The following is an 18655-nucleotide window of genomic DNA, read 5'->3' on the forward strand; positions in this document are numbered from 1 at the left end:
CCTTTCAAAGAGTCCAGCCATCAGGAGAGTCAGGTGAAAGAGACACCCGCCTGGGTAGCCCCCTTAAAAAACCTTCCCGTCAGTTTAAAACCGATCGCAGCGATGCAGAAAAAACACTACGGCGCGGTGCTGAATCCCACCCGCTGGTGGGGACGAATGCCGCGCCTGTTCTGGCTGGTGGCCCTGTTTGTGGGGTTCCTGGAACGTCGTGATGCGCGCCTGAACCCTGTGCTGCGCTCCCTGCTGATGACGCGAGTCTCTCAGATTTGCCACTGTGATTTCTGCATTGATGCCAATAGCCTACGTCTGGCCGAGCGCTGCGGGGCGATGGATAAAGTACAGGCGGTGAGCCATTGGCACGATGCCGACATGTTCAGTGAAGAGGAGCGCGTGGCGCTGGCCTATGCCGAAGCAGTCACTGCCACGCCGCCGCAGGTGGATGAGGCCATAAAAATGCAGCTCAAACGCCATTACACCGATGAGGCGATCGCCGAGATGACAGCGTTGATTGCGTTTCAGAACTTATCCGCGCGTTTTAATGCCGCGCTGGATATCCCGGCGCAGGGGCTTTGCGCTACGTTCAAAGGGAAACCTGATGCTTGACCGACACCTGCATCCGCGCGTGAAACCGGCGCTGAACCAGCTTGCGGCGGTGCTCGACAGGTCGTTTATCTCCCCGGACGGGTTAACGCTGGCGGGGTTTGCCATTGGGGTGCTGGCGCTGCCTTTTCTGGCGCTGAACAGCTATCTGGCGGCGCTGGTCGCGATTGCGCTCAATCGCCTGCTGGACGGGCTTGACGGTGCGCTGGCACGACGTCGCGGGTTGAGTGACGCAGGCGGGTTTCTGGATATTGCACTCGATTTTCTTTTCTACGCGCTAGTGCCGTTTGGCTTTGCGCTGGCGGCACCTGCGGAAAATGCGCTGGCTGCGGCCTGGCTGTTGTTTGCTTTTATGGGGACGGGCAGCAGTTTTCTGGCGTTTGCGGCGCTTGCAGCAAAACACAATATTGATAACCCCGGCTATGCGCACAAGTCGTTTTACTACATTGGTGGCTTAACGGAAGGGACGGAGACTATCGCGCTGTTCGTGCTTTGCTGTCTGTTTCCGGCGCACTTTTCACTCTTCGCCTGGGTATTTGGCGCGTTGTGCTGGCTTACCACCACAACGCGCATCTGGAGCGGTTATGTAACGTTAAAATCGCTCACCCGTTAGCGCGAACTTTCCGGCCCGCGCTCCCCGGTGGAAACCGGGTTTTGCGGATGGCTGCTCCATTCGTACCAGCCGCCATCGTAAACGGAGACGTTTTTCCAGCCCATCGCCCGCGCGTACATAAAGGCCTCTGACGCGCGCCAGCCGGTACCGCAATAGAATGCAACATGCTGTTCTGGCTGGATATTCCACGTTTTCCACATGGCGGTAATATCATCGGCACTGCGCATGGTGCCGTCCGGGTTATGGAAGTCTTCCATGTGTGTTGCATCGCTACCGGCATGGCCCCAGCGCGCACCGGCGATTTCACCTTTTGGCTTAATATAACTGTAACCGCTGGTGATGCCGGTGAACTCAGGCCAGGAACGGATACTGACCAGCGAAGCATCCTGACGATGCAACATTCCGCGGGCTTGTAACATATCAACCATCAACTGCGGCTGGCCGGGTAGCGGTGCACCAAAGTCGGGGGTGGGTTTCACGTCGGCTGGCGTACCCCGTTCAACAGGCAGACCGGCATCTGACCAGGTTTTCCAGCCGCCATCCAGAATGCGCACATCTTTCACCCCCGCGTAGAGCATGATCTGCGCGACGCGGGCGGCAGCATAGACGCCACGACCATAGAGGATCACCGTGGTGTCGTGGCGGATCCCGTGTTTGGCCAGCATCGCTTTGAGTTTATCATCAGAAACTTTATTCCACAGCGGCTCGCTTTCAATCTCATTGGTATCAAGGTAGCCGGCACCTGGAATATGACTCAGCAGGTAATATTTCGGTGCTCCCCAGCCCGCTTCAAGCACTTTCCAGTCTCCCGCCGGGGCGGCAACAACCGGTTTTTTCTGCTGCAACTGATGTAACCACTGCGGATAAACCAACTGCTCAAAATGCGGTAAACGTTGCAGGCGGTCAGCGGTTTGCAGCGCATCGCTTAACAGTGAGATACGGCTATATCCGGCTTTATTCAGGCGTGCTTTTATTGCCAGGTTATCGGCATCGCTGCCGTACAGTGCAATAGCCGTTTCAGACGTGAGCTGGTGCTGTTTCGCCCAGCTTGCAAGCTGCTCGTCACTCATTGCGCTGAGCCAGGAGGCAGAGAGGTTGAGCGCCGCAGGTTCATGCCCGGATGTGCCGGTCAGGGTTTGCGGCCAGCCGTTGTAGAAGGCACTGGCGCGCGTATCAATCACCGCGCCATGCTGTTGCTGGATCTGTTCCAGTGTAAGGGAATGGGGCATCTCAGCCGCCAGAGAGGACATTGAAGCGAGGCCGCAAAGCAGGGCCAGCGCAGTCAGTTGAGAAACACGTTTCATCGAAAAGCCTGACGTCAGTAAAAGAGGGGCTCATTGTTATCTCACCTGAAACAGAAAACCTTGCGTTAGCACAGGGCCGGGGCGTTTATTGCCAGCGAGAGAGCTGGATAACATCACCCCCGGGCGGAATATCCTCTTCATCATGGGTGACCAGCACCACCGGAATATTGCGCGCACGAACGGCAGCGAAAACCCATGCCCGAAACGATGCGCGTAACGTTTTATCAAGACGGCTGAAGGGTTCGTCAAGCAGCAGGGCCTGCGGTTGTGCAAGCAAAGCGCGCAGCAGGCTCACCCTGGCACGTTCCCCGCCAGAAAGCGTTGCAGGATCGCTGGTGTAATGTCCGGCAAGCCCCGCGGAGTGCAGCGCATGTTGTACGTCGTCCTTGCGCTGTTGCCCGGTAATATGCGCAGGCAGGGCCAGCATCAGGTTTTGCCCCACGCTAAAACTGTCAAACAGCAGGGCGTCCTGAAATAAAATTCCCAGCCCGCGCTTTTCGACCGGGAGTGTGTCGCAGCGTTTTTCGTCGAGCCACAGCTCGCCCTGAGCCTTAAAATCCGGGGATAGTGCGCCAATCATCCACGAAAAAAGCGTGGATTTTCCGCTGCCGGATGGCCCCATCAGCGTCACGATTTCTCCGCGCGGCACACTGAAGTTAACCTCGTGAAAGAGTGGCTCTATGGTGAGATGGTTCACGCTCAGCATTAACGTAGTCCTTGTCGGTAGCGGCCCGCAAGCCGGGATAAGAGCGCGGCAATACCAAATATCGTGCCTGTCAGCAAAAGCAGGCCAAGCGCGCGGTTAGCGAGAAGTGATGGGCTGCCTCCGCTGCTGAGTGCCACAGCTTCAGTCGTGAGTGTGGCAAAGCGTCCGGCACCCACCCAAAGGGTGGGCATGTACTGCGCCATGCTGACGGAAAACCCCGTCGCGATGGCAAGCAGCGCCGGGCGAACCAGCAGCGGGCATTTGGCTAACCAGAAGATTTTAGCGCGTGACCAGCCCAGCGTCCTGGCAATCAGTATCAGTCGCGGGTCAATCCTGCGCCAGGCGGGCTGAAGCACCAGCAACATCCAGGGGGTCACCCACAGTAAATGACTCCACAGCACTGCGGCATATTGCCCGTCGATCCCGAGTTGCAGTGCAACAAGGTATTGCCCAAACACCAGCGGTAATGCCGGAAGTGCCAGGGGAAGCCAGACCCAAAAGGCCCCACGTTGCGGCCCCCATTCCAGCCAGAACAGGAGAATGATCAGCGCCAGCAGGCTGGATACCATACCCAATGAGAAACTGGTGGCGTAAGGGGCAATGGCGGTATCACTGCCCCTGGCGAGTAAAACGAGCACCAGCGCGCAAAATAGCCCGCAGCCGGGCACTAACCAGCCGAGCGTTTTTACCGGCAAAGCGTGATGGCTGCTATGACGAACACCGCTTACATCCGGCAGCGTTCGCCGCCACATTTTCCAGAGGCACAGCCCCGCCGTGGCCAGGATCGCCAGCAGCGGCAGTAACAGCAGACATAATAACGTCCCTTTGATTTGCTGTTCAGCGTCACCCTGATTCAGCCACTGCCAGGCCAGCACTGCAAGCGTCGGAGGATTTCCAGGCCCGAGAACGATGGCCACATCAACAACCGATAGCGACCAGGCCAGCACGGCAAGCATCACGGCTCCCAGCGCGGGAGCAATGGCCGGAAGAACCAGCCAGCACAGTCGCTGAATACGCCCGTAGCCAAAGCTCTGTAATACCACGTTTTGTTGTGCCAGTTGTTTTTCTGGCAACACGGCGTAAATGGCCCACAGGACGAACGCACTCTCCTTGATGGCGAGCGTCAGTCCCAATCCGATACCCGCGCTGTCCTGCTGCGGCGATAAAAAGGTAACGTACTGATAAAACAGGCCACCTTCTGCAAAAACAAGTAAGGCGCTGGTGGCGAAGGCAACGTGAGGAATGGCCAGCATCCACGGCAGCCGCGTGCTTAGCTGTTGCCAGCGCTTGCCGGGCCAGAGTGCGGTAACCAGACCCAGGGCGATAAACAGTGAGCCTGCCGTGGCTATCAGGGTCGATACCAGGGTGGCGATAAATGCCTGGGGCAACTGAGGGTCATTCAGCAGGGATTGCCAGCTGGCAACAGAAAACGCTGGCGTTATCAGCACAACGCCAGCCGGGATCAGCGGCACATAAATGACCGCCATTGTCAGCCAGACACAGCCGCTCAGCGCGTACCGTAGCGGCGCAGCCATTCCTGCTCCAGCGCATTAACCCAGGCAGCGTGCGGCTCTGCAAGCATATTCGGTAGCCCGTCAGTGGTGTGGGCGTTCAGTTGCGCAGCATCCGCAGGCGGTAATTTCCGGGCATCCAGTACGCTCGGGTCGCCCCAGATGGCGGGATCGGCTTTACGCGCCTGCGCGGCGGGGGAAAGCAGGAAGTTCGCCACCACTTTCGCGCCCGCACTGGCTGCGGAGTTTGCCGGAATCGCAACAAAATGGACGTTGCCAATCATCCCATGCTCAAAGCCAAAGCTGTAGCTGTCGGCAGGCAGCTCACCGCTGGCCACTTTTTGCCGGGCATGGGCGGGGTTAAACGTCAGCGACAGATTCAGGTTGCCGCTGGCCAGCAGCGCATCCATGCGTGCCGGTGAGGGCGGAAAATCTTTTCCCTCACGCCACAGCAGTGGGTGCAGTGTATCGAGATAGTCCCACAGCGGAGCGGTTACTGCTGCAAAGGTGCGGTTATCCGGCGCGGTTTTTAACGCATCGGGTTGGGTGGTGAGCGTCAGCAGAAGCTGTTCAAGAAAGGCGGTGCCGGTAAAATCGGGCGGGCGCGGATAGGTGACTTTGCCAGGATGGTTTTTTGCATATTCCAGCAACGCCTGAGGATCGCGCAGCGGTGCCGGGGTGCTTGCATGACGGGCGATAAAGGTCAGCTGTGCGCCACCCCAGGGGGATTCCGCGCCGTCTGTGGCAATGGAGAAATCTTCCGTCACCGGCTTGCGGGTATCAACGAATCGCCACGCAGGGAGCGTTTGCGCCCACTGGGTTTGCAGTAAACCGGCCTCTTTTAAGGTGCGGAAATTTTCACCGTTCACCCACAGAAGATCGACCGACCCGTTGGTTTTCCGTCCGGCAGCGTGTTCGGTCTGGATACGTTTAACCGCATCGGCCGCATCTGCCAGGTGGACGATTTTCAGGGTGATGGCGTAGTGCGATTTCATCTCGCCGCTGACCCAGTCGAGGTAGCGGTTTACCGCCGGGTCGCCGCCCCAGGCATTAAACCAGACAGTTTGTCCTCTGGCCTGGTGTTGGGTGTCTTGCCAGCTATCCGCGGCAAAGGATGAGCTTGCCAGCAGCAGGCCTGTCAGAAACGCGCAAAAACGCACACGGCGCATAATGCCTCCCTGTTTAATGCAAAGAGTGAAAGTAGCGGGAAAATAGCCAGCGAGTGACCAACGGTAATAACCCCAGTAGTGTAAAGGCGATTACCATTCCCGGCGACAGAATATCGCGCAGGGAGGTCAGTTTTCCCAGCTCGCGTCCGGCATTAAGAAAAATAGCCGTTGCGGGCAGCATGGCAAGCTGGCTTACCCACCAGTAACGCCACACGCCAAGACTGGTCAACCCGGCGAGCAAGTTGACCAGGAAAAAGGGGAATAGCGGCATCAGGCGAAGCGCAAAAAGGTAATAAGCGCCATCGCGGTTCATACCGGCGTTAACGGTGTTCATTTGCTGGGCGAAGCGCTGCTGCACCCAGTCACGAAGCAGGTAACGGCTCACGAGCATCGCCAGTGTTGCGCCAAGTGTGGATGCAAACGAAACCAGCACAATCCCTTGCCATAAGCTGAACAGCGCGCCACCCAGTAACGTCAGAATGGCCGCCCCGGGAATAGACAGAGCAGACACCACCACGTACACCGCGAAATAGAGTGCTGCGCTTTGCGCCGGGGAGTGCGCAACCGTTGCCTGCAACGCCTGGTGATGGGTTCGGACCGAATCGAGGGAAAGCACTCCCGGCGGCAGAAAGGAAAATGCCAAAACAAAGGCGCCCAGAAGGGCGCACAGGAAGATGATTTTTCTAATTTTCACATGCAGTTACAGTTTGAATTTAGCCCACACCGGCGCGTGGTCAGACGGTTTGTCCATACTGCGGATGTCATAATCGATACCGGTTTCAATGCAGCGCTCGGCCAGCGGAGGGCTTGCCAGCAGCAGGTCTATACGCAGACCACGGTTGTCATCGAAACCTTTCGAGCGGTAGTCAAACCACGAGAAGCGATCCTGCGTTTCCGGGTTAGCTGCACGGAAGGTATCCACCAGGCCCCAATCCATCAGGCGCTGCATCCACTCGCGCTCTTCCGGCAGGAAAGAACATTTGCCGGCGCGTAGCCAGCGTTTACGGCTGTCTTCACCGATGCCGATATCCAGATCCGTTGGGCTGATGTTCACATCGCCCATAATCAGCACCGGGTTTGTTTTGTTTAACTCGGTGTTCAGATAGTCCTGTAAGTCCTGATAAAATTTCGCTTTTGCCGGGAACTTGGTTGGGTGGTCACGGCTTTCTCCCTGCGGGAAATAACCATTGATCACTGTGATGTTTCCCTGCGGCGAAGGGATCTCCGCCATGATAATCCGGCGCTGGGCTTCTTCATCATCACCCGGGAAGCCGCGACGCACGGATACCGGCGTTTCTTTGGTCAGCAGCGCGACGCCATAGTGGCCTTTTTGCCCGTGATAGAAGACGTTGTAACCCAGTTTTGCTACCTCTTCGAGAGGGAACATATCGTCGTGAACTTTTGTCTCCTGTAGGCCAATCACATCCGGTTGATGTTGCTCAACGATGGCTTCCAGTTGGTGAGGGCGGGCACGCAGGCCGTTGATATTAAAAGAGACAAATTTCATAGTCGCTGCCAATGCAAGGTGAATAGTGCATGGATGGTAGCAGAATTTGGCGCATCTGTTACCGGGTATGACCAATAACTGCGACAGATAATGCCAACGGTGCAAAATTTGCACCATTCCAACGCGGCACGCCCTCAAACGGTGCGTAAATGGCCAATAAATTTCGCTGGCGATCACAATTCCAGAATTATATTTGGCCTGTGAATAGTCTTTCATGTTTTCGTTCGGCAAACCGCCGCGTATCGTAAAAATATTCACTTTTTATGCAATAACAGTGAATAACTCCATATCGTAACTTATTGATATTCTGTTCTCTCACCCCTTTTATGCATTTTTATCGCTGGCTGGCACGAAGTCTGCAATCTACATTCACAGTGCAAACACTCAATTATTTAACATTTAAACAACCTTTTATTTACCGGATGAGGTCGCTATGTCTCTGTCAATTACGCGTGAAAATTTCGATGAATGGATGATGCCGGTTTACGCTCCGGCGGCTTTTATTCCGGTTCGTGGGGAAGGCTCGCGCCTGTGGGATCAGCAGGGCAAAGAGTATATCGACTTTGCGGGTGGGATTGCGGTAAACGCGCTGGGCCATGCGCACCCGGCGCTGCGTCAGGCGTTGAACGATCAGGCTGCGAAGTTCTGGCACACCGGTAACGGCTATACCAACGAGCCTGCGCTGCGTCTGGCGAAAAAACTGATTGATGCCACTTTTGCCGAAAAAGTCTTTTTCTGTAACTCCGGGGCAGAAGCCAACGAAGCGGCGCTGAAGCTGGCACGTAAATATGCCCACGATAAATTTGGTGCGCATAAGAGTGGTATTGTTGCCTTTAAGAACGCCTTCCATGGCCGTACGCTCTTCACAGTGAGCGCAGGCGGTCAGCCGTTGTATTCGCAAGACTTTGCGCCACTGCCACCGGATATCCGCCACGCCGTTTACAACGATCTGCAATCGGCCGCAGAGCTGATTGACGATACCACCTGCGCGGTGATTGTTGAACCTATGCAGGGCGAAGGCGGCGTGCTTCCGGCGCAAAAAGCGTTCCTGCAAGGTTTGCGTGAACTGTGCGACCGCCACAACGCGCTGCTGATTTTCGATGAAGTGCAGACCGGGGTTGGCCGTACCGGTGAACTGTATGCTTATATGCACTACGGTGTGACGCCGGATGTACTCTCTACCGCTAAAGCGCTGGGCGGCGGTTTCCCGGTCGGGGCGATGCTGACCACCAATAAATGTGCGAGCGTGATGACGGTCGGCACCCACGGAACCACCTACGGCGGTAACCCGCTGGCTTCTGCTGTGGCCGGCCAGGTACTGGATATCATCAATACGCCAGAAGTGCTTAATGGCGTGAAGCAGCGTCATAACTGGTTTGTTGAGCGTCTGAACGCCATCAACAGCAAGACGGGATTGTTTAAAGAGATCCGCGGTCTGGGGCTGTTAATTGGCTGCGAACTCACGCCTGAATTTGCCGGAAAAGCTAAACTTATTTCACAGGAAGCCGCAAAAATGGGCGTGATGGTGCTGATTGCCGGTGCCAATGTGGTGCGGTTTGCCCCTGCGCTTATCGTTAGCGATGAAGAGGTTAAAACCGGTTTAGACCGTTTTGCGCTGGCCTGTGAACACGTGAAATCCGGGGTGTCATCATGATGGTCATCCGTCCCGTTGAGCGCGGCGACCTTGCCGGGCTCATGCTGCTTGCCGGAAAGACGGGAGGCGGGCTGACCTCGCTTCCTGCTGATGAAAAAACGCTGTCGGCGCGCATTGAGCGCGCCCTGCATACCTGGCAGGGGACGTTGCCAAAAAGCGAACAGGGCTATGTGTTCGTGCTGGAAGATACTGAAACGGGAACCGTTGCCGGGATTTGTGCCATTGAGGTGGCGGTTGGGCTAAACGACCCGTGGTACAACTACCGCGTTGGCACGATGGTTCATGCATCGAAAGAGCTGAACGTTTATAACGCGCTGCCAACGCTTTTTCTCTGCAATGACCACACCGGGGCAAGCGAACTCTGCACATTGTTCCTGGATCCGGCCTGGCGCAAAGAGGGCAACGGGTATCTGCTCTCGAAGTCGCGCTTTATGTTTATGGCCGCTTTTCGCGATCGTTTTAATGAAAAAGTGGTTGCCGAGATGCGTGGTGTTATCGATGACAAAGGGTATTCCCCATTCTGGGAAAGCCTGGGCGAGCGCTTTTTCTCGATGGCGTTCAGCCGTGCGGATTATCTGTGCGGCACCGGGCAGAAAGCCTTTATTGCCGAACTGATGCCAAAACATCCTATCTATACCCATTTCTTAAGCCCCGAAGCGCAGGCGGTGATTGGCCAGGTGCATCCGCAAACTGCGCCTGCCCGCGCGGTGCTTGAGAAAGAGGGTTTCCGCTACCGTAACTATGTGGACATCTTCGACGGTGGGCCAACGCTTGAGTGCGATATCGACCGGGTTCGCGCAATCCGCAAAAGCCGCCTGGTAGAAGTGTCTGAAGGCCAGCCCGCTCCGGGTGAGTGGCCTGCCTGCCTGGTTGCCAACGAGCACTATGACAATTTCCGCGCCATGCTGGTACATACCAACCCGAAATGTGAACGTCTGGTGCTGACGCCTGCGCAGCTGGATGCCCTGAAATGTAATGCTGGCGACACGGTTCGCCTGGTGAGACTCTGCCCTGAGGAGAAAACAGCATGAGTTTATGGATTAATGGTGACTGGGTAACGGGCGAAGGCGAACAACGCATTAAAACCAACCCGGTGGGCAAAGAGGTGCTGTGGCAGGGGAACGATGCCAGTGCCGCGCAGGTGGAACAGGCCTGTAGAGCGGCAAGACGCTCGTTCCCGGCCTGGGCCAAACAGCCCTTTACCATGCGCCAGGCGGTGGTTGAGAAATTTGCCGCACTGCTCGACGCCAACAAAGCTGAGCTGACGCGCATTATTGCGTCAGAAACCAGTAAACCTCGCTGGGAAGCAGCCACTGAAGTCACAGCGATGATCAATAAAATCGCTATTTCAGTGAAGGCTTACCATACCCGTACCGGTGAGCAACAGACAGAGATGCCGGATGGTGCGGCCACCCTGCGCCACCGTCCACACGGCGTGCTGGCGGTGTTTGGGCCGTACAACTTCCCGGGTCATCTGCCGAATGGACACATCGTGCCTGCGCTGCTGGCGGGCAATAGCGTGATTTTTAAACCCAGCGAGTTAACGCCGCTGAGCGGTGAAGCCGTGGTCAAACTCTGGGAGCAGGCTGGCCTGCCGCCAGGGGTGCTGAACCTGGTGCAGGGCGGACGTGAAACCGGCCAGGCGCTGAGTTCGCTTAGCGATATCGACGGCTTGCTGTTTACCGGCAGCGCCGGAACCGGGTATCAGCTGCATCGCCAGCTGGCGGGGCAGCCGGAAAAAATTCTTGCGCTGGAGATGGGCGGCAATAACCCGTTGATTGTTGAAGATCCTGATGATATCGATGCTGCAGTGCATCTCACCATTCAGTCCGCCTTTATTACCGCCGGGCAGCGCTGCACCTGTGCGCGTCGCTTGCTGGTAAAACGTGGCGCGCAAGGTGATGCGTTCCTGAAACGTCTGGTTGAAGTCACTGCGCGTCTGGTGCCCGCAAAATGGGATGCCGATCCGCAGCCGTTTATCGGCGGGTTGATCTCTGAACACGCGGCGCTGAACGTGCTGAAAGCCTGGCAGGATCATGTGGCGCGTGGGGCGAAAACGCTGCTGGAGCCCAGGCAGGTGCAGGCGGGGACTTCGTTGTTAACGCCGGGCATTATTGAGATGAGCGGCGCGAGCAACGTACCGGATGAAGAGGTCTTTGGCCCGCTGCTGTGCGTCTGGCGTTACGATGACTTTGACAGCGCCATTGTGATGGCGAATAACACCCGTTATGGCCTGTCGAGCGGGCTTATTTCGCCGCAGCGTGAAAAATTCGACCAGCTGCTGCTGGAAGCGCGAGCCGGGATTGTTAACTGGAACAAACCGCTTACCGGTGCGGCAAGCACCGCGCCGTTTGGTGGCGTGGGGGCGTCGGGGAACCACCGTGCGAGCGCGTGGTATGCCGCAGATTATTGCGCATGGCCGATGGCTAGCCTCGAAACGCCAGCGCTGACGCTGCCGGAAACATTGAACCCGGGTCTGGATTTTACGCAGGGGAATGGCCATGAAAGCGCGTGAAGTGAACTTTGACGGACTTGTGGGGCTTACGCACCACTACGCCGGACTGTCGTTTGGTAATGAGGCCTCTACAAAGCACCGTTATCAGATGTCTAATCCGAAGCTGGCGGCGAAGCAGGGGCTTCTGAAAATGAAAGTGCTGGCGGATGCCGGGTTTCCGCAGGCGGTTATTCCGCCGCAGGAACGCCCGAATGTGCCGGTTTTACGCCAACTGGGGTTCAGCGGCAGTGATGAGCAGGTTGTCGAGAAAGCCGGAACTCAGGCACCTTATCTGCTCTCCGCCGCCAGTTCCGCGTCTTCGATGTGGGTGGCGAATGCCGCAACCGTCGCGCCTTCAGCGGATACGCTGGATGGTAAAGTGCATCTCACCGTTGCAAACCTGAATAACAAATTCCATCGCGCCACTGAAGCGGAAACCACCGAGCGTGTCCTGCGCGCCATTTTCAGCCATGATGCGCATTTTAGTGTGCATCCGGCGCTGCCGCAGGTGGCGATGTTTGGCGATGAAGGTGCCGCTAACCACAATCGTCTGGGTGGGGATTACGGGGAACCGGGTCTGCAACTCTTTATTTACGGGCGTGACGAGGGCGGCAGTACGGCGCCATCCCGCTATCCGGCGCGTCAGACGCTGGCGGCAAGCCAGGCGGTAGCTCGTCTGAACCAGGTTAACCCGCAGCAGGTGATTTTTGCCCAGCAAAACCCGCACGTTATCGATCAGGGCGTGTTCCATAACGACGTGATTGCCGTCTCTAACCGCCAGGTGTTGTTCTGCCATGAACAGGCATTTGCGCATCAGGACAAACTTCTGGCCACGCTGCATGAACGCGTGCCAGGCTTTATGCCGGTGCAGGTGCCAACAGACGCGGTAAGCGTGCAGGATGCAGTAGAAACCTACCTCTTTAATAGCCAGCTTTTGAGCCGGGATGACGGCAGTATGGTGCTGGTACTGCCGCAAGAATCGCGCAATCACGCTGGCGTGTGGCGCTATCTGAGCGAACTGGTGAAGGCGGATAACCCCATCGATGAATTGCGGGTGTTTGACTTGCGCGAAAGCATGGCAAATGGCGGTGGGCCAGCATGTCTGCGCCTGCGCGTGGTGTTAACCCAGCAGGAGATGCAGGCGGTTAATCCCGCGGTGATGATGAATGAAAATCTGTTTAACACGCTGAATAACTGGGTGGATCGCTACTACCGCGACAGGTTAACCCAGGCCGATCTGGTCGACCCGCAACTGTTGCGCGAAGGACGTGAGGCGCTGGATGACCTCACCACCATTCTGCAACTGGGCTCTGTTTACCCGTTCCAGCGTTAAAGGAGCAGTTATGGAGAATTTACTGGCGCTGACGCTGGCGGATGAAACACCCGAGCAGCAAGAAGGTGACGGCCCCTCGTTCCGCTGGCGGTGGCTGGGGCGGGGCGTTCTTGAACTGACGCCACGGGAGACAAGCGAGCGGTCATTGGTGCTCTCTTGCGGTATTCATGGCAACGAAACCGCGCCGGTTGAGATTGTCGATTTGCTGTTACACGCGCTGTATGGCGGTGATATCGCCCTGCATTGTCGGCTGCTGGTGGTATTAGGAAACCCGCTGGCGCTGGCGCAAAACAAACGTTATGTCGTCAGCGACATTAACCGGATGTTTGGTGGCCGCTGGTCGCATTTCCCGCAAAGTGATGAAACCGACCGCGCGCAGTGGCTGGAAAATGTGGTGACAGACTTTTTCGCCACTGGCGGGGAAAACCGCTGGCATCTCGATTTGCATACGGCGATCCGCGCCTCATACCATGTGCGATTTGGCGTTTTACCGCAGCGTAATCAGCCGTGGGATGAGGAATTCCTGGCCTGGCTGGGCGATGCGGGCCTTGAGGCACTGGTGTTCCATCAGTCGCCTGGCGGGACCTTTACCCACTTCACCTGCGATAAATTTGGCGCGCTGGCCTGCACGCTGGAGCTGGGCAAGGCGCTGCCGTTCGGGCAGAACGATCTCTCGCGTTTTGCCCCTACGCATCTGGCGCTGCGGGCGTTGCTGGGTGGCACTTCGCCAGAACATTGCCAGGAACATGTTGAGCGCTATCGGGTGGTACAGCAGATCACGCGGCGCAGCGATGCGTTCCAGTTGCACATGGCCGCGCATACGCTGAACTTCACGCCGTTTCGTCAGGGGGTTTTACTGGCAGAGGATGGTGATGAACGTTATGAAGTGCATGAAACAACAGAGTATGTGCTGTTTCCAAACCCTTCTGTGGCATTTGGCCTGCGAGCAGGGCTGATGCTGGAAAAAATGCGTTAATACTGTTGTGGCCCTCAGCAGCAGGCTGTGGGCCGCAGTCCCGAATAGTTATTTTCACTGACACTGACAAACTTATTTTCTTAGCTATTATTGCGGAATGCTGTTTTTTGCAGATTATTCCTGGTTATTTGCTTTTAAAATAATCATCGATTCTATATACTCCTTCATAATCTCTTTAAAATCACCATGTTGTATATTTTTGTTTCAACTCTCCACGTTTTATCCTTAATTTCTCCACATTTGGCGATAATTTGTTTTTTACACTTTCATTGTTTTACCGTTGCTCTGACTTATTGACGATAAACCCCGTAAAGTTAATCTCGTCAACACGGCATAGCGCCGAAGAATAACTGAAAGTAAGGAAATAAATTATGCGTAAGTTAACTGCACTGTTTGTTGCTTCTACCCTGGCTCTGGGCGCTACCAGCATGGCGTTCGCCGCAGATACCGCGACCACCACGACTGCCGCGCCAACTGAAGGCAAAATGATGATGCATCATAAAGGCAAGCCGGGGATGCACCACGACATGATGATGTTCAATGATCTGAACCTGACCGATGCACAGAAACTGCAGGTTCGCGACATCATGAAAAGCCAGCGTGATCAGATGAAACGTCCGCCGCTGGAAGAACGCCGCGCGATGCATGACATCATCGCCAGCGACAGCTTCGATAAAGCGAAAGCCGAAGCGCAGATCGACAAAATGGCTGAACAGCACAAAGCAGGAATGCTGGCTCGCATGGAAACCCAGAACAAGATCTACAACATTCTGACCCCGGAACAGAAAAAACAATTTAATGCCAATTTTGAGAAGCGTCTGACAGAACGCCCGGCGCCGGAAGGTAAAATGCCTGCACCAACCGAATAATCGGTTCAACATCTTAAGACCGCCGGGATCCTGTCCACAAAAGCGCAAACGCTGTGGACAGGACCGGCGGTTTTTTCTTTTACACCCTCTTGTCTGCCGCCAGAAGCGCGGTATCCTCCTGTAGTCGCTCCAGAGAATGTTCAGCAGAGTCATGGCGTTTTTTTCTTTCCGCCCGACTAAGGCCTGCGCGTTCTGCTGCCGATAATACGTCTGTGAGTTCCCAACGATAACAACCAAGAATGCAGTGATAGCGATATTGCTGCCCTGGCACATGTTGTGCCTTTCAGGAGTGGTGATGGAGTTCTTTGATATCCGTAAAATGCCGGTCAGTCTCTGGCGCAATGGTGCCGGCGAGACACGTGAAATTTGCTGTTTTCCTCCCGCGACGCGCGATTTTTCCTGGCGCGCCAGTATTGCGACTATCGCCAGCAACGGCGAATTCTCTTCTTTCCCGGGGGTCGACCGGGTTATTACCCTGCTGGAAGGGGGAGAAGTGACGCTGGATGCCGGTCAGGCATTTTGCCATACCCTGAAGCACCACCAGCCCTTTAGCTTCACAGGCGATCTGCCGGTGAAGGCTCTGCTCAGTGATGGCCAGATGTCGATGGACTTCAACGTCATGACCCGTCGCGATCGCTGTAAAGCGAAAGTACGCGTGGCCGACCGTACCTTCACCACGTTTGCTTCACGCGGCGGTGTGGCGTTTGTGCTCAGCGGCGCATGGCAGCTTGGCGATAAACTGCTGACGGCGGATCAGGGTGCCAGCTGGGATGACGGGACGCATACCCTGCGTCTGCTTGAATCCGAAGGCACGCTGCTGTTTGGTGAGATCATCTGGCTGGCAGGTCATTGAGTGAAATAACCTCATACTCGCCGGTGAATAATGGCTTACAGAGAATTTTGTAGCCATCGTGATCGAATCCGGCGGGTATGCGCAGTAATGCTGTCGCATCGTCTACGCTGTCGACCGTCCCCAACCATAGCCAGTTGCGGATGATGTGATATTGCGTCATTTCATCCCCGGTTTCTTTTAGCGCAATGGCGCCTTTCCACGGCCAGCAGGTAATGCTGATGGCCGCAAGCCCGGCAAGCAAACGTGCCTGGTGATCCGCAATACTCTCTTTTCCACAGCAGGCTCCGGCACAGCGCTTTAGCGCGGAGCGAAAACAGGCGCGACCTCTGGTTGTGGCTTCAAGCCCCAACAGGCTGTAACAGAGCTGGAGTTCGTCAGCCAGCGTCTGCAATGTTTGCTGCGCGGCACGTTTACTGGCAAACAGGCCATACAGGTTGGGCGTATGAGCGAAATCGACTTCACGCGCGTAAACCACCTGCGGCTTGCCGTTGAGTATCTGTAAAGAGCAGAGCTGGCGATTGCGGCGCAGGCGTTTATTAAAAAGCGGTTGTTGTTCTTTAATCAGGCGTGCCTCAAGCAACAGCGCACCCAGCTCGCCAGCCGTCCGGATAAAGGTGACTCGCCGGGACTGGCGAAGCATTGCCGCCTCATCCGGCGTGCGGAAATGGGACATAACCCGGCTGCGAATATTGACGCTTTTGCCGATATACAGCGGCAGAGTGTCGCTTTCGCCGTGAAAGAGATACACGCCCGGCTGTTTCGGTAATGCTTCAAGCCAGGGGCGAAGATGTTCGGGATATTCATATATAGCCGCCGCTTCAAACTCAAGACGCGGGGCAGATTGACGCCTGCTCACATAGCACTCCGGATACTGTTTATGCATACAGTCTAGCAGGTGTGGGGTGGTTAAAAAAGAGGCTGTGGCGCAGGGGGAATTGCCGGGAGGCACTTTGCTTACCCGACCTATATAGTAGGACCGTGCAAGCGAAGCGCCACCGGGAAAAGGAGACTATCTCTTCCAGAAATTGTCGAACACCGTGATCGGCGTGTGACGCTTGTGCTCGGTTTTCAGGTACCAGCCTTCGATAATCTTCGCGGTACCTGCATCCAGCGTTTTACCTTCCAGGTAATCATCAATATTTTCATAGGTCACACCCAGCGCAGCTTCATCCGGCAGGGAAGGGCGATCGTCTTCCAGGTCGGCCGTAGGTGCTTTCTTATATAAATGTTCCGGGCAACCCAGAGCGGCAAGTAACTGCTTACCCTGACGCTTGTTGAGACGGAAGATAGGGTTAATGTCGGTACCACCGTCACCATATTTGGTGAAGAAGCCGGTAACGGCCTCTGCTGCATGGTCAGTCCCTACCACGACTCCTTTGGTCATACCTGCAATGCTGTATTGTGCTTTCATACGCTCGCGCGCTTTCTCGTTACCACGGACAAAATCGCTCAGCTCAATGCCTGCCTCGCGCAGCGCCTGTTCACTCGCCAGCACTGACCCTTTGATGTTCACGGTAAGCACACGATCGGGCTGAATGAAGGTAATGGCGTCCTGACAATCCTGTTCATCGGTCTGCACACCATACGGAAGGCGCACAGCAATAAATTGCAGCGCAATATCTCCGGTCTCTTCCCGCAGTTCTGAAATGGCCTGTTGGCACAGTTTGCCGGTCAGCGTGGAATCCTGACCTCCACTGATGCCCAGTACTAGTGACTTCAGGAAAGGGTTTGTTTTTAAATAGGATTTTAAAAAATCGACGCTACGGCGGATCTCTTCGTGTGCATCGACCGCTGGCTTGACGCCAAGCGCCTGAATAATCTCTTGTTGCAGAGCCATTACGCCCTCCATATGCAGAACTAAACAGAATGTATGATCCGTTAAAATTAACCCTTTGGGCGTAAAACGACAAGGATCACAGTTTTGAGTGCGGCAATTTACGGCGATTTAGCAGGTTATCTTTGTTTTAGATGAATTATCCGAAATTCGTCTGGCGTAAATCACAAAGTTGAACAATAGTACTTTTTATTCCATGCTTAGATAACACGCTGATATACAAGAGGACGGAATATGAACAAGAATGTAGCAGGAATTCTAAGTGCAGCGGCGGTTCTGACTATGCTGGCAGGGTGTACGGCTTACGATCGCACCAAAGATCAGTTCACACAGCCCGTAGTTAAAGATGTCAAAAAAGGTATGACGCGTTCGCAGGTGGCAGCGATTGCCGGTACACCTTCTTCTGAAATTACCATGATTCATGCAAAAGGGACCTGCCAGACCTATATCCTGGGTCAACGTGATGGTAAGGCTGAAACCTACTTTGTTGCTCTGGATGACACGGGACACGTGATCAATTCCGGTTATCAGACCTGTGCCGAATACGATACCGATCCGCAGGCAACTAAGGCGCAGTAACCCTGCTTGCCTGAGTATGTAAAAAAACCGGCCAGATGGCCGGTTTTTTTATGTATTGGAAAATCTTATTTCTTTGCGCGAATTATTTGCCCGAAATGTGAAGGTAGTCAACAAGCCAGGTCAATGAGAGACAATTTGTGTCTGTTCAGAATTATCCCCTCTCTGTACCATTGCGTATACTCACTCCAACGACAAACAATGGTAAGCGAACCATCCGTCAGCCGGGATAGCGAGTCGAGTGAGAGTGCGACGTCGGGTGGTTAAAAAGAGGGAAGTTACTATGGAAAAGAAACATATCTACCTGTTTTGCTCTGCAGGCATGTCAACCTCACTGCTGGTTTCCAAGATGCGTGCGCAGGCTGAAAAATATGAAGTCCCTGTGGTGATTGAAGCGTTTCCTGAAACGCTGGCGGGTGAAAAGGGTCAGAGTGCCGATGTTGTGCTCTTAGGGCCGCAAATCGCTTACATGTTGCCAGAAATTCAACGTCTGTTACCGAATAAACCGGTCGAAGTTATCGACTCGGGGCTGTACGGCAAGATCGATGGTTTAGGTGTATTGAAAGCTGCTGTTGCAGCAATTAAAAAAGCTGCTAATTAATTTTTTATTTTTCCCGTCAAAGAGTTATTTCACACACAATACGCCGTAACATGAG

General features: G+C 55.2%; 19 protein-coding genes. 11 read left to right on the forward strand and 8 right to left on the reverse strand.

Going from position 1 to position 18655, the window contains the following annotated elements:
- The first annotated feature begins 33 nt into the window (after positions 1-33).
- Together HV107_RS20660 and HV107_RS20665 are read left to right on the forward strand one after the other, a co-directional pair.
- The gene (locus HV107_RS20660; RefSeq protein ID WP_182060623.1) at positions 34-603 is read left to right on the forward strand and encodes a carboxymuconolactone decarboxylase family protein; all 570 of its coding nucleotides are present in this window, start codon (positions 34-36) and stop codon (positions 601-603) included.
- Positions 596-1213, forward strand: coding sequence for a CDP-alcohol phosphatidyltransferase family protein (locus HV107_RS20665; protein WP_182060624.1), 618 nt, complete (start codon positions 596-598; stop codon positions 1211-1213). The genes HV107_RS20660 and HV107_RS20665 overlap by 8 nt, the downstream gene beginning before the upstream one ends.
- On the opposite strand, the gene HV107_RS20670 is transcribed toward HV107_RS20665, so the two are convergent.
- The 6 genes from HV107_RS20670 to xthA all read right to left on the reverse strand — a co-directional run bounded on the left by HV107_RS20670 (position 1210) and on the right by xthA (position 7410).
- Complete coding sequence (locus HV107_RS20670) at positions 1210-2517, reverse strand: sulfurtransferase (protein WP_182060625.1); 1308 nt, start codon at positions 2515-2517, stop codon at positions 1210-1212. The genes HV107_RS20665 and HV107_RS20670 overlap by 4 nt on opposite strands.
- Positions 2518-2602: 85 nt before the next feature.
- Positions 2603-3223, reverse strand: coding sequence for an ATP-binding cassette domain-containing protein (locus HV107_RS20675; RefSeq protein ID WP_182060626.1), 621 nt, complete (start codon positions 3221-3223; stop codon positions 2603-2605).
- On the reverse strand, positions 3223-4758 hold the full coding sequence (locus HV107_RS20680) for a thiamine ABC transporter permease (protein WP_182060627.1): 1536 nt from the start codon (positions 4756-4758) through the stop codon (positions 3223-3225). The genes HV107_RS20675 and HV107_RS20680 overlap by 1 nt, the downstream gene beginning before the upstream one ends.
- Complete coding sequence (locus HV107_RS20685; RefSeq protein WP_182063562.1) at positions 4731-5894, reverse strand: ABC transporter substrate-binding protein; 1164 nt, start codon at positions 5892-5894, stop codon at positions 4731-4733. Before HV107_RS20685 ends, HV107_RS20680 begins: the two co-directional genes overlap by 28 nt.
- Positions 5895-5916: 22 nt before the next feature.
- Positions 5917-6597: a TVP38/TMEM64 family protein gene (locus HV107_RS20690; RefSeq protein ID WP_182060628.1), complete on the reverse strand. Its 681-nt coding sequence runs from the start codon at positions 6595-6597 to the stop codon at positions 5917-5919.
- Between the two features lie 6 nt (positions 6598-6603).
- On the reverse strand, positions 6604-7410 hold the full coding sequence (gene xthA, locus HV107_RS20695; RefSeq protein WP_182060629.1) for an exodeoxyribonuclease III: 807 nt from the start codon (positions 7408-7410) through the stop codon (positions 6604-6606).
- Positions 7411-7843: 433 nt separating this feature from the next.
- On the opposite strand from xthA, the gene HV107_RS20700 reads away from it, so the two are divergent.
- The 7 genes from HV107_RS20700 (at position 7844) to ves (ending at position 15589) form a co-directional block, all read left to right on the forward strand.
- Complete coding sequence (locus tag HV107_RS20700; protein WP_182060630.1) at positions 7844-9064, forward strand: aspartate aminotransferase family protein; 1221 nt, start codon at positions 7844-7846, stop codon at positions 9062-9064.
- Positions 9061-10095 carry an arginine N-succinyltransferase gene (gene astA, locus HV107_RS20705; RefSeq protein ID WP_182060631.1) on the forward strand — a complete coding sequence of 345 codons (1035 nt, stop codon included), beginning with the start codon at positions 9061-9063 and terminating at the stop codon, positions 10093-10095. Before HV107_RS20700 ends, astA begins: the two co-directional genes overlap by 4 nt.
- A complete protein-coding gene (gene astD, locus HV107_RS20710) occupies positions 10092-11579 on the forward strand; it encodes a succinylglutamate-semialdehyde dehydrogenase (protein WP_182060632.1) in 1488 nt (495 codons plus the stop codon). The genes astA and astD overlap by 4 nt, the downstream gene beginning before the upstream one ends.
- Positions 11566-12891, forward strand: a complete 1326-nt coding sequence (astB, locus tag HV107_RS20715) for an N-succinylarginine dihydrolase (RefSeq protein WP_182060633.1) — start codon at positions 11566-11568, stop codon at positions 12889-12891. Before astD ends, astB begins: the two co-directional genes overlap by 14 nt.
- A gap of 10 nt (positions 12892-12901) precedes the next feature.
- Complete coding sequence (gene astE / locus HV107_RS20720) at positions 12902-13867, forward strand: succinylglutamate desuccinylase (protein ID WP_182060634.1); 966 nt, start codon at positions 12902-12904, stop codon at positions 13865-13867.
- A gap of 371 nt (positions 13868-14238) precedes the next feature.
- Complete coding sequence (gene spy, locus HV107_RS20725) at positions 14239-14736, forward strand: ATP-independent periplasmic protein-refolding chaperone Spy (protein ID WP_182060635.1); 498 nt, start codon at positions 14239-14241, stop codon at positions 14734-14736.
- A 295-nt stretch (positions 14737-15031) separates the two neighbouring features.
- Positions 15032-15589: an environmental stress-induced protein Ves gene (gene ves, locus HV107_RS20730; protein WP_014069878.1), complete on the forward strand. Its 558-nt coding sequence runs from the start codon at positions 15032-15034 to the stop codon at positions 15587-15589.
- On the opposite strand, the gene cho is transcribed toward ves, so the two are convergent.
- Positions 15567-16445 carry an excinuclease Cho gene (gene cho / locus HV107_RS20735; protein WP_220458415.1) on the reverse strand — a complete coding sequence of 293 codons (879 nt, stop codon included), beginning with the start codon at positions 16443-16445 and terminating at the stop codon, positions 15567-15569. The genes ves and cho overlap by 23 nt on opposite strands.
- A gap of 153 nt (positions 16446-16598) precedes the next feature.
- Positions 16599-17426 (reverse strand): ammonia-dependent NAD(+) synthetase, encoded by an 828-nt coding sequence (nadE, locus tag HV107_RS20740; protein WP_182060637.1) that lies wholly within the window; start codon positions 17424-17426, stop codon positions 16599-16601.
- A 231-nt stretch (positions 17427-17657) separates the two neighbouring features.
- On the opposite strand from nadE, the gene osmE reads away from it, so the two are divergent.
- Together osmE and chbB are read left to right on the forward strand one after the other, a co-directional pair.
- Positions 17658-18002, forward strand: coding sequence for an osmotically-inducible lipoprotein OsmE (gene osmE / locus HV107_RS20745; RefSeq protein WP_182060638.1), 345 nt, complete (start codon positions 17658-17660; stop codon positions 18000-18002).
- A 256-nt stretch (positions 18003-18258) separates the two neighbouring features.
- Positions 18259-18600: a PTS N,N'-diacetylchitobiose transporter subunit IIB gene (gene chbB / locus HV107_RS20750; protein ID WP_259349714.1), complete on the forward strand. Its 342-nt coding sequence runs from the start codon at positions 18259-18261 to the stop codon at positions 18598-18600.
- The last annotated feature ends 55 nt before the right edge of the window (positions 18601-18655 follow it).

This window comes from Enterobacter sp. RHBSTW-00175, assembly GCF_013927005.1.
Lineage (GTDB): Bacteria > Pseudomonadota > Gammaproteobacteria > Enterobacterales > Enterobacteriaceae > Enterobacter.

Excerpts from the sequence above, each read along its gene's own strand:
- HV107_RS20700 (WP_182060630.1), top strand. The coding sequence starts at position 7,844 with ATGTCTCTGTCAATTACGCGTGAAAATTTCGATGAATGGATGATGCCG.
- osmE (WP_182060638.1), top strand. The coding sequence starts at position 17,658 with ATGAACAAGAATGTAGCAGGAATTCTAAGTGCAGCGGCGGTTCTGACT.
- astB (WP_182060633.1), top strand. The coding sequence starts at position 11,566 with ATGAAAGCGCGTGAAGTGAACTTTGACGGACTTGTGGGGCTTACGCAC.
- astA (WP_182060631.1), top strand. The coding sequence starts at position 9,061 with ATGATGGTCATCCGTCCCGTTGAGCGCGGCGACCTTGCCGGGCTCATG.
- ves (WP_014069878.1), top strand. The coding sequence starts at position 15,032 with ATGGAGTTCTTTGATATCCGTAAAATGCCGGTCAGTCTCTGGCGCAAT.
- HV107_RS20665 (WP_182060624.1), top strand. The coding sequence starts at position 596 with ATGCTTGACCGACACCTGCATCCGCGCGTGAAACCGGCGCTGAACCAG.
- HV107_RS20670 (WP_182060625.1), bottom strand. The coding sequence starts at position 2,517 with ATGAAACGTGTTTCTCAACTGACTGCGCTGGCCCTGCTTTGCGGCCTC.
- spy (WP_182060635.1), top strand. The coding sequence starts at position 14,239 with ATGCGTAAGTTAACTGCACTGTTTGTTGCTTCTACCCTGGCTCTGGGC.
- xthA (WP_182060629.1), bottom strand. The coding sequence starts at position 7,410 with ATGAAATTTGTCTCTTTTAATATCAACGGCCTGCGTGCCCGCCCTCAC.
- astE (WP_182060634.1), top strand. The coding sequence starts at position 12,902 with ATGGAGAATTTACTGGCGCTGACGCTGGCGGATGAAACACCCGAGCAG.
- HV107_RS20675 (WP_182060626.1), bottom strand. The coding sequence starts at position 3,223 with ATGCTGAGCGTGAACCATCTCACCATAGAGCCACTCTTTCACGAGGTT.
- HV107_RS20680 (WP_182060627.1), bottom strand. The coding sequence starts at position 4,758 with ATGGCTGCGCCGCTACGGTACGCGCTGAGCGGCTGTGTCTGGCTGACA.
- astD (WP_182060632.1), top strand. The coding sequence starts at position 10,092 with ATGAGTTTATGGATTAATGGTGACTGGGTAACGGGCGAAGGCGAACAA.
- nadE (WP_182060637.1), bottom strand. The coding sequence starts at position 17,426 with ATGGCTCTGCAACAAGAGATTATTCAGGCGCTTGGCGTCAAGCCAGCG.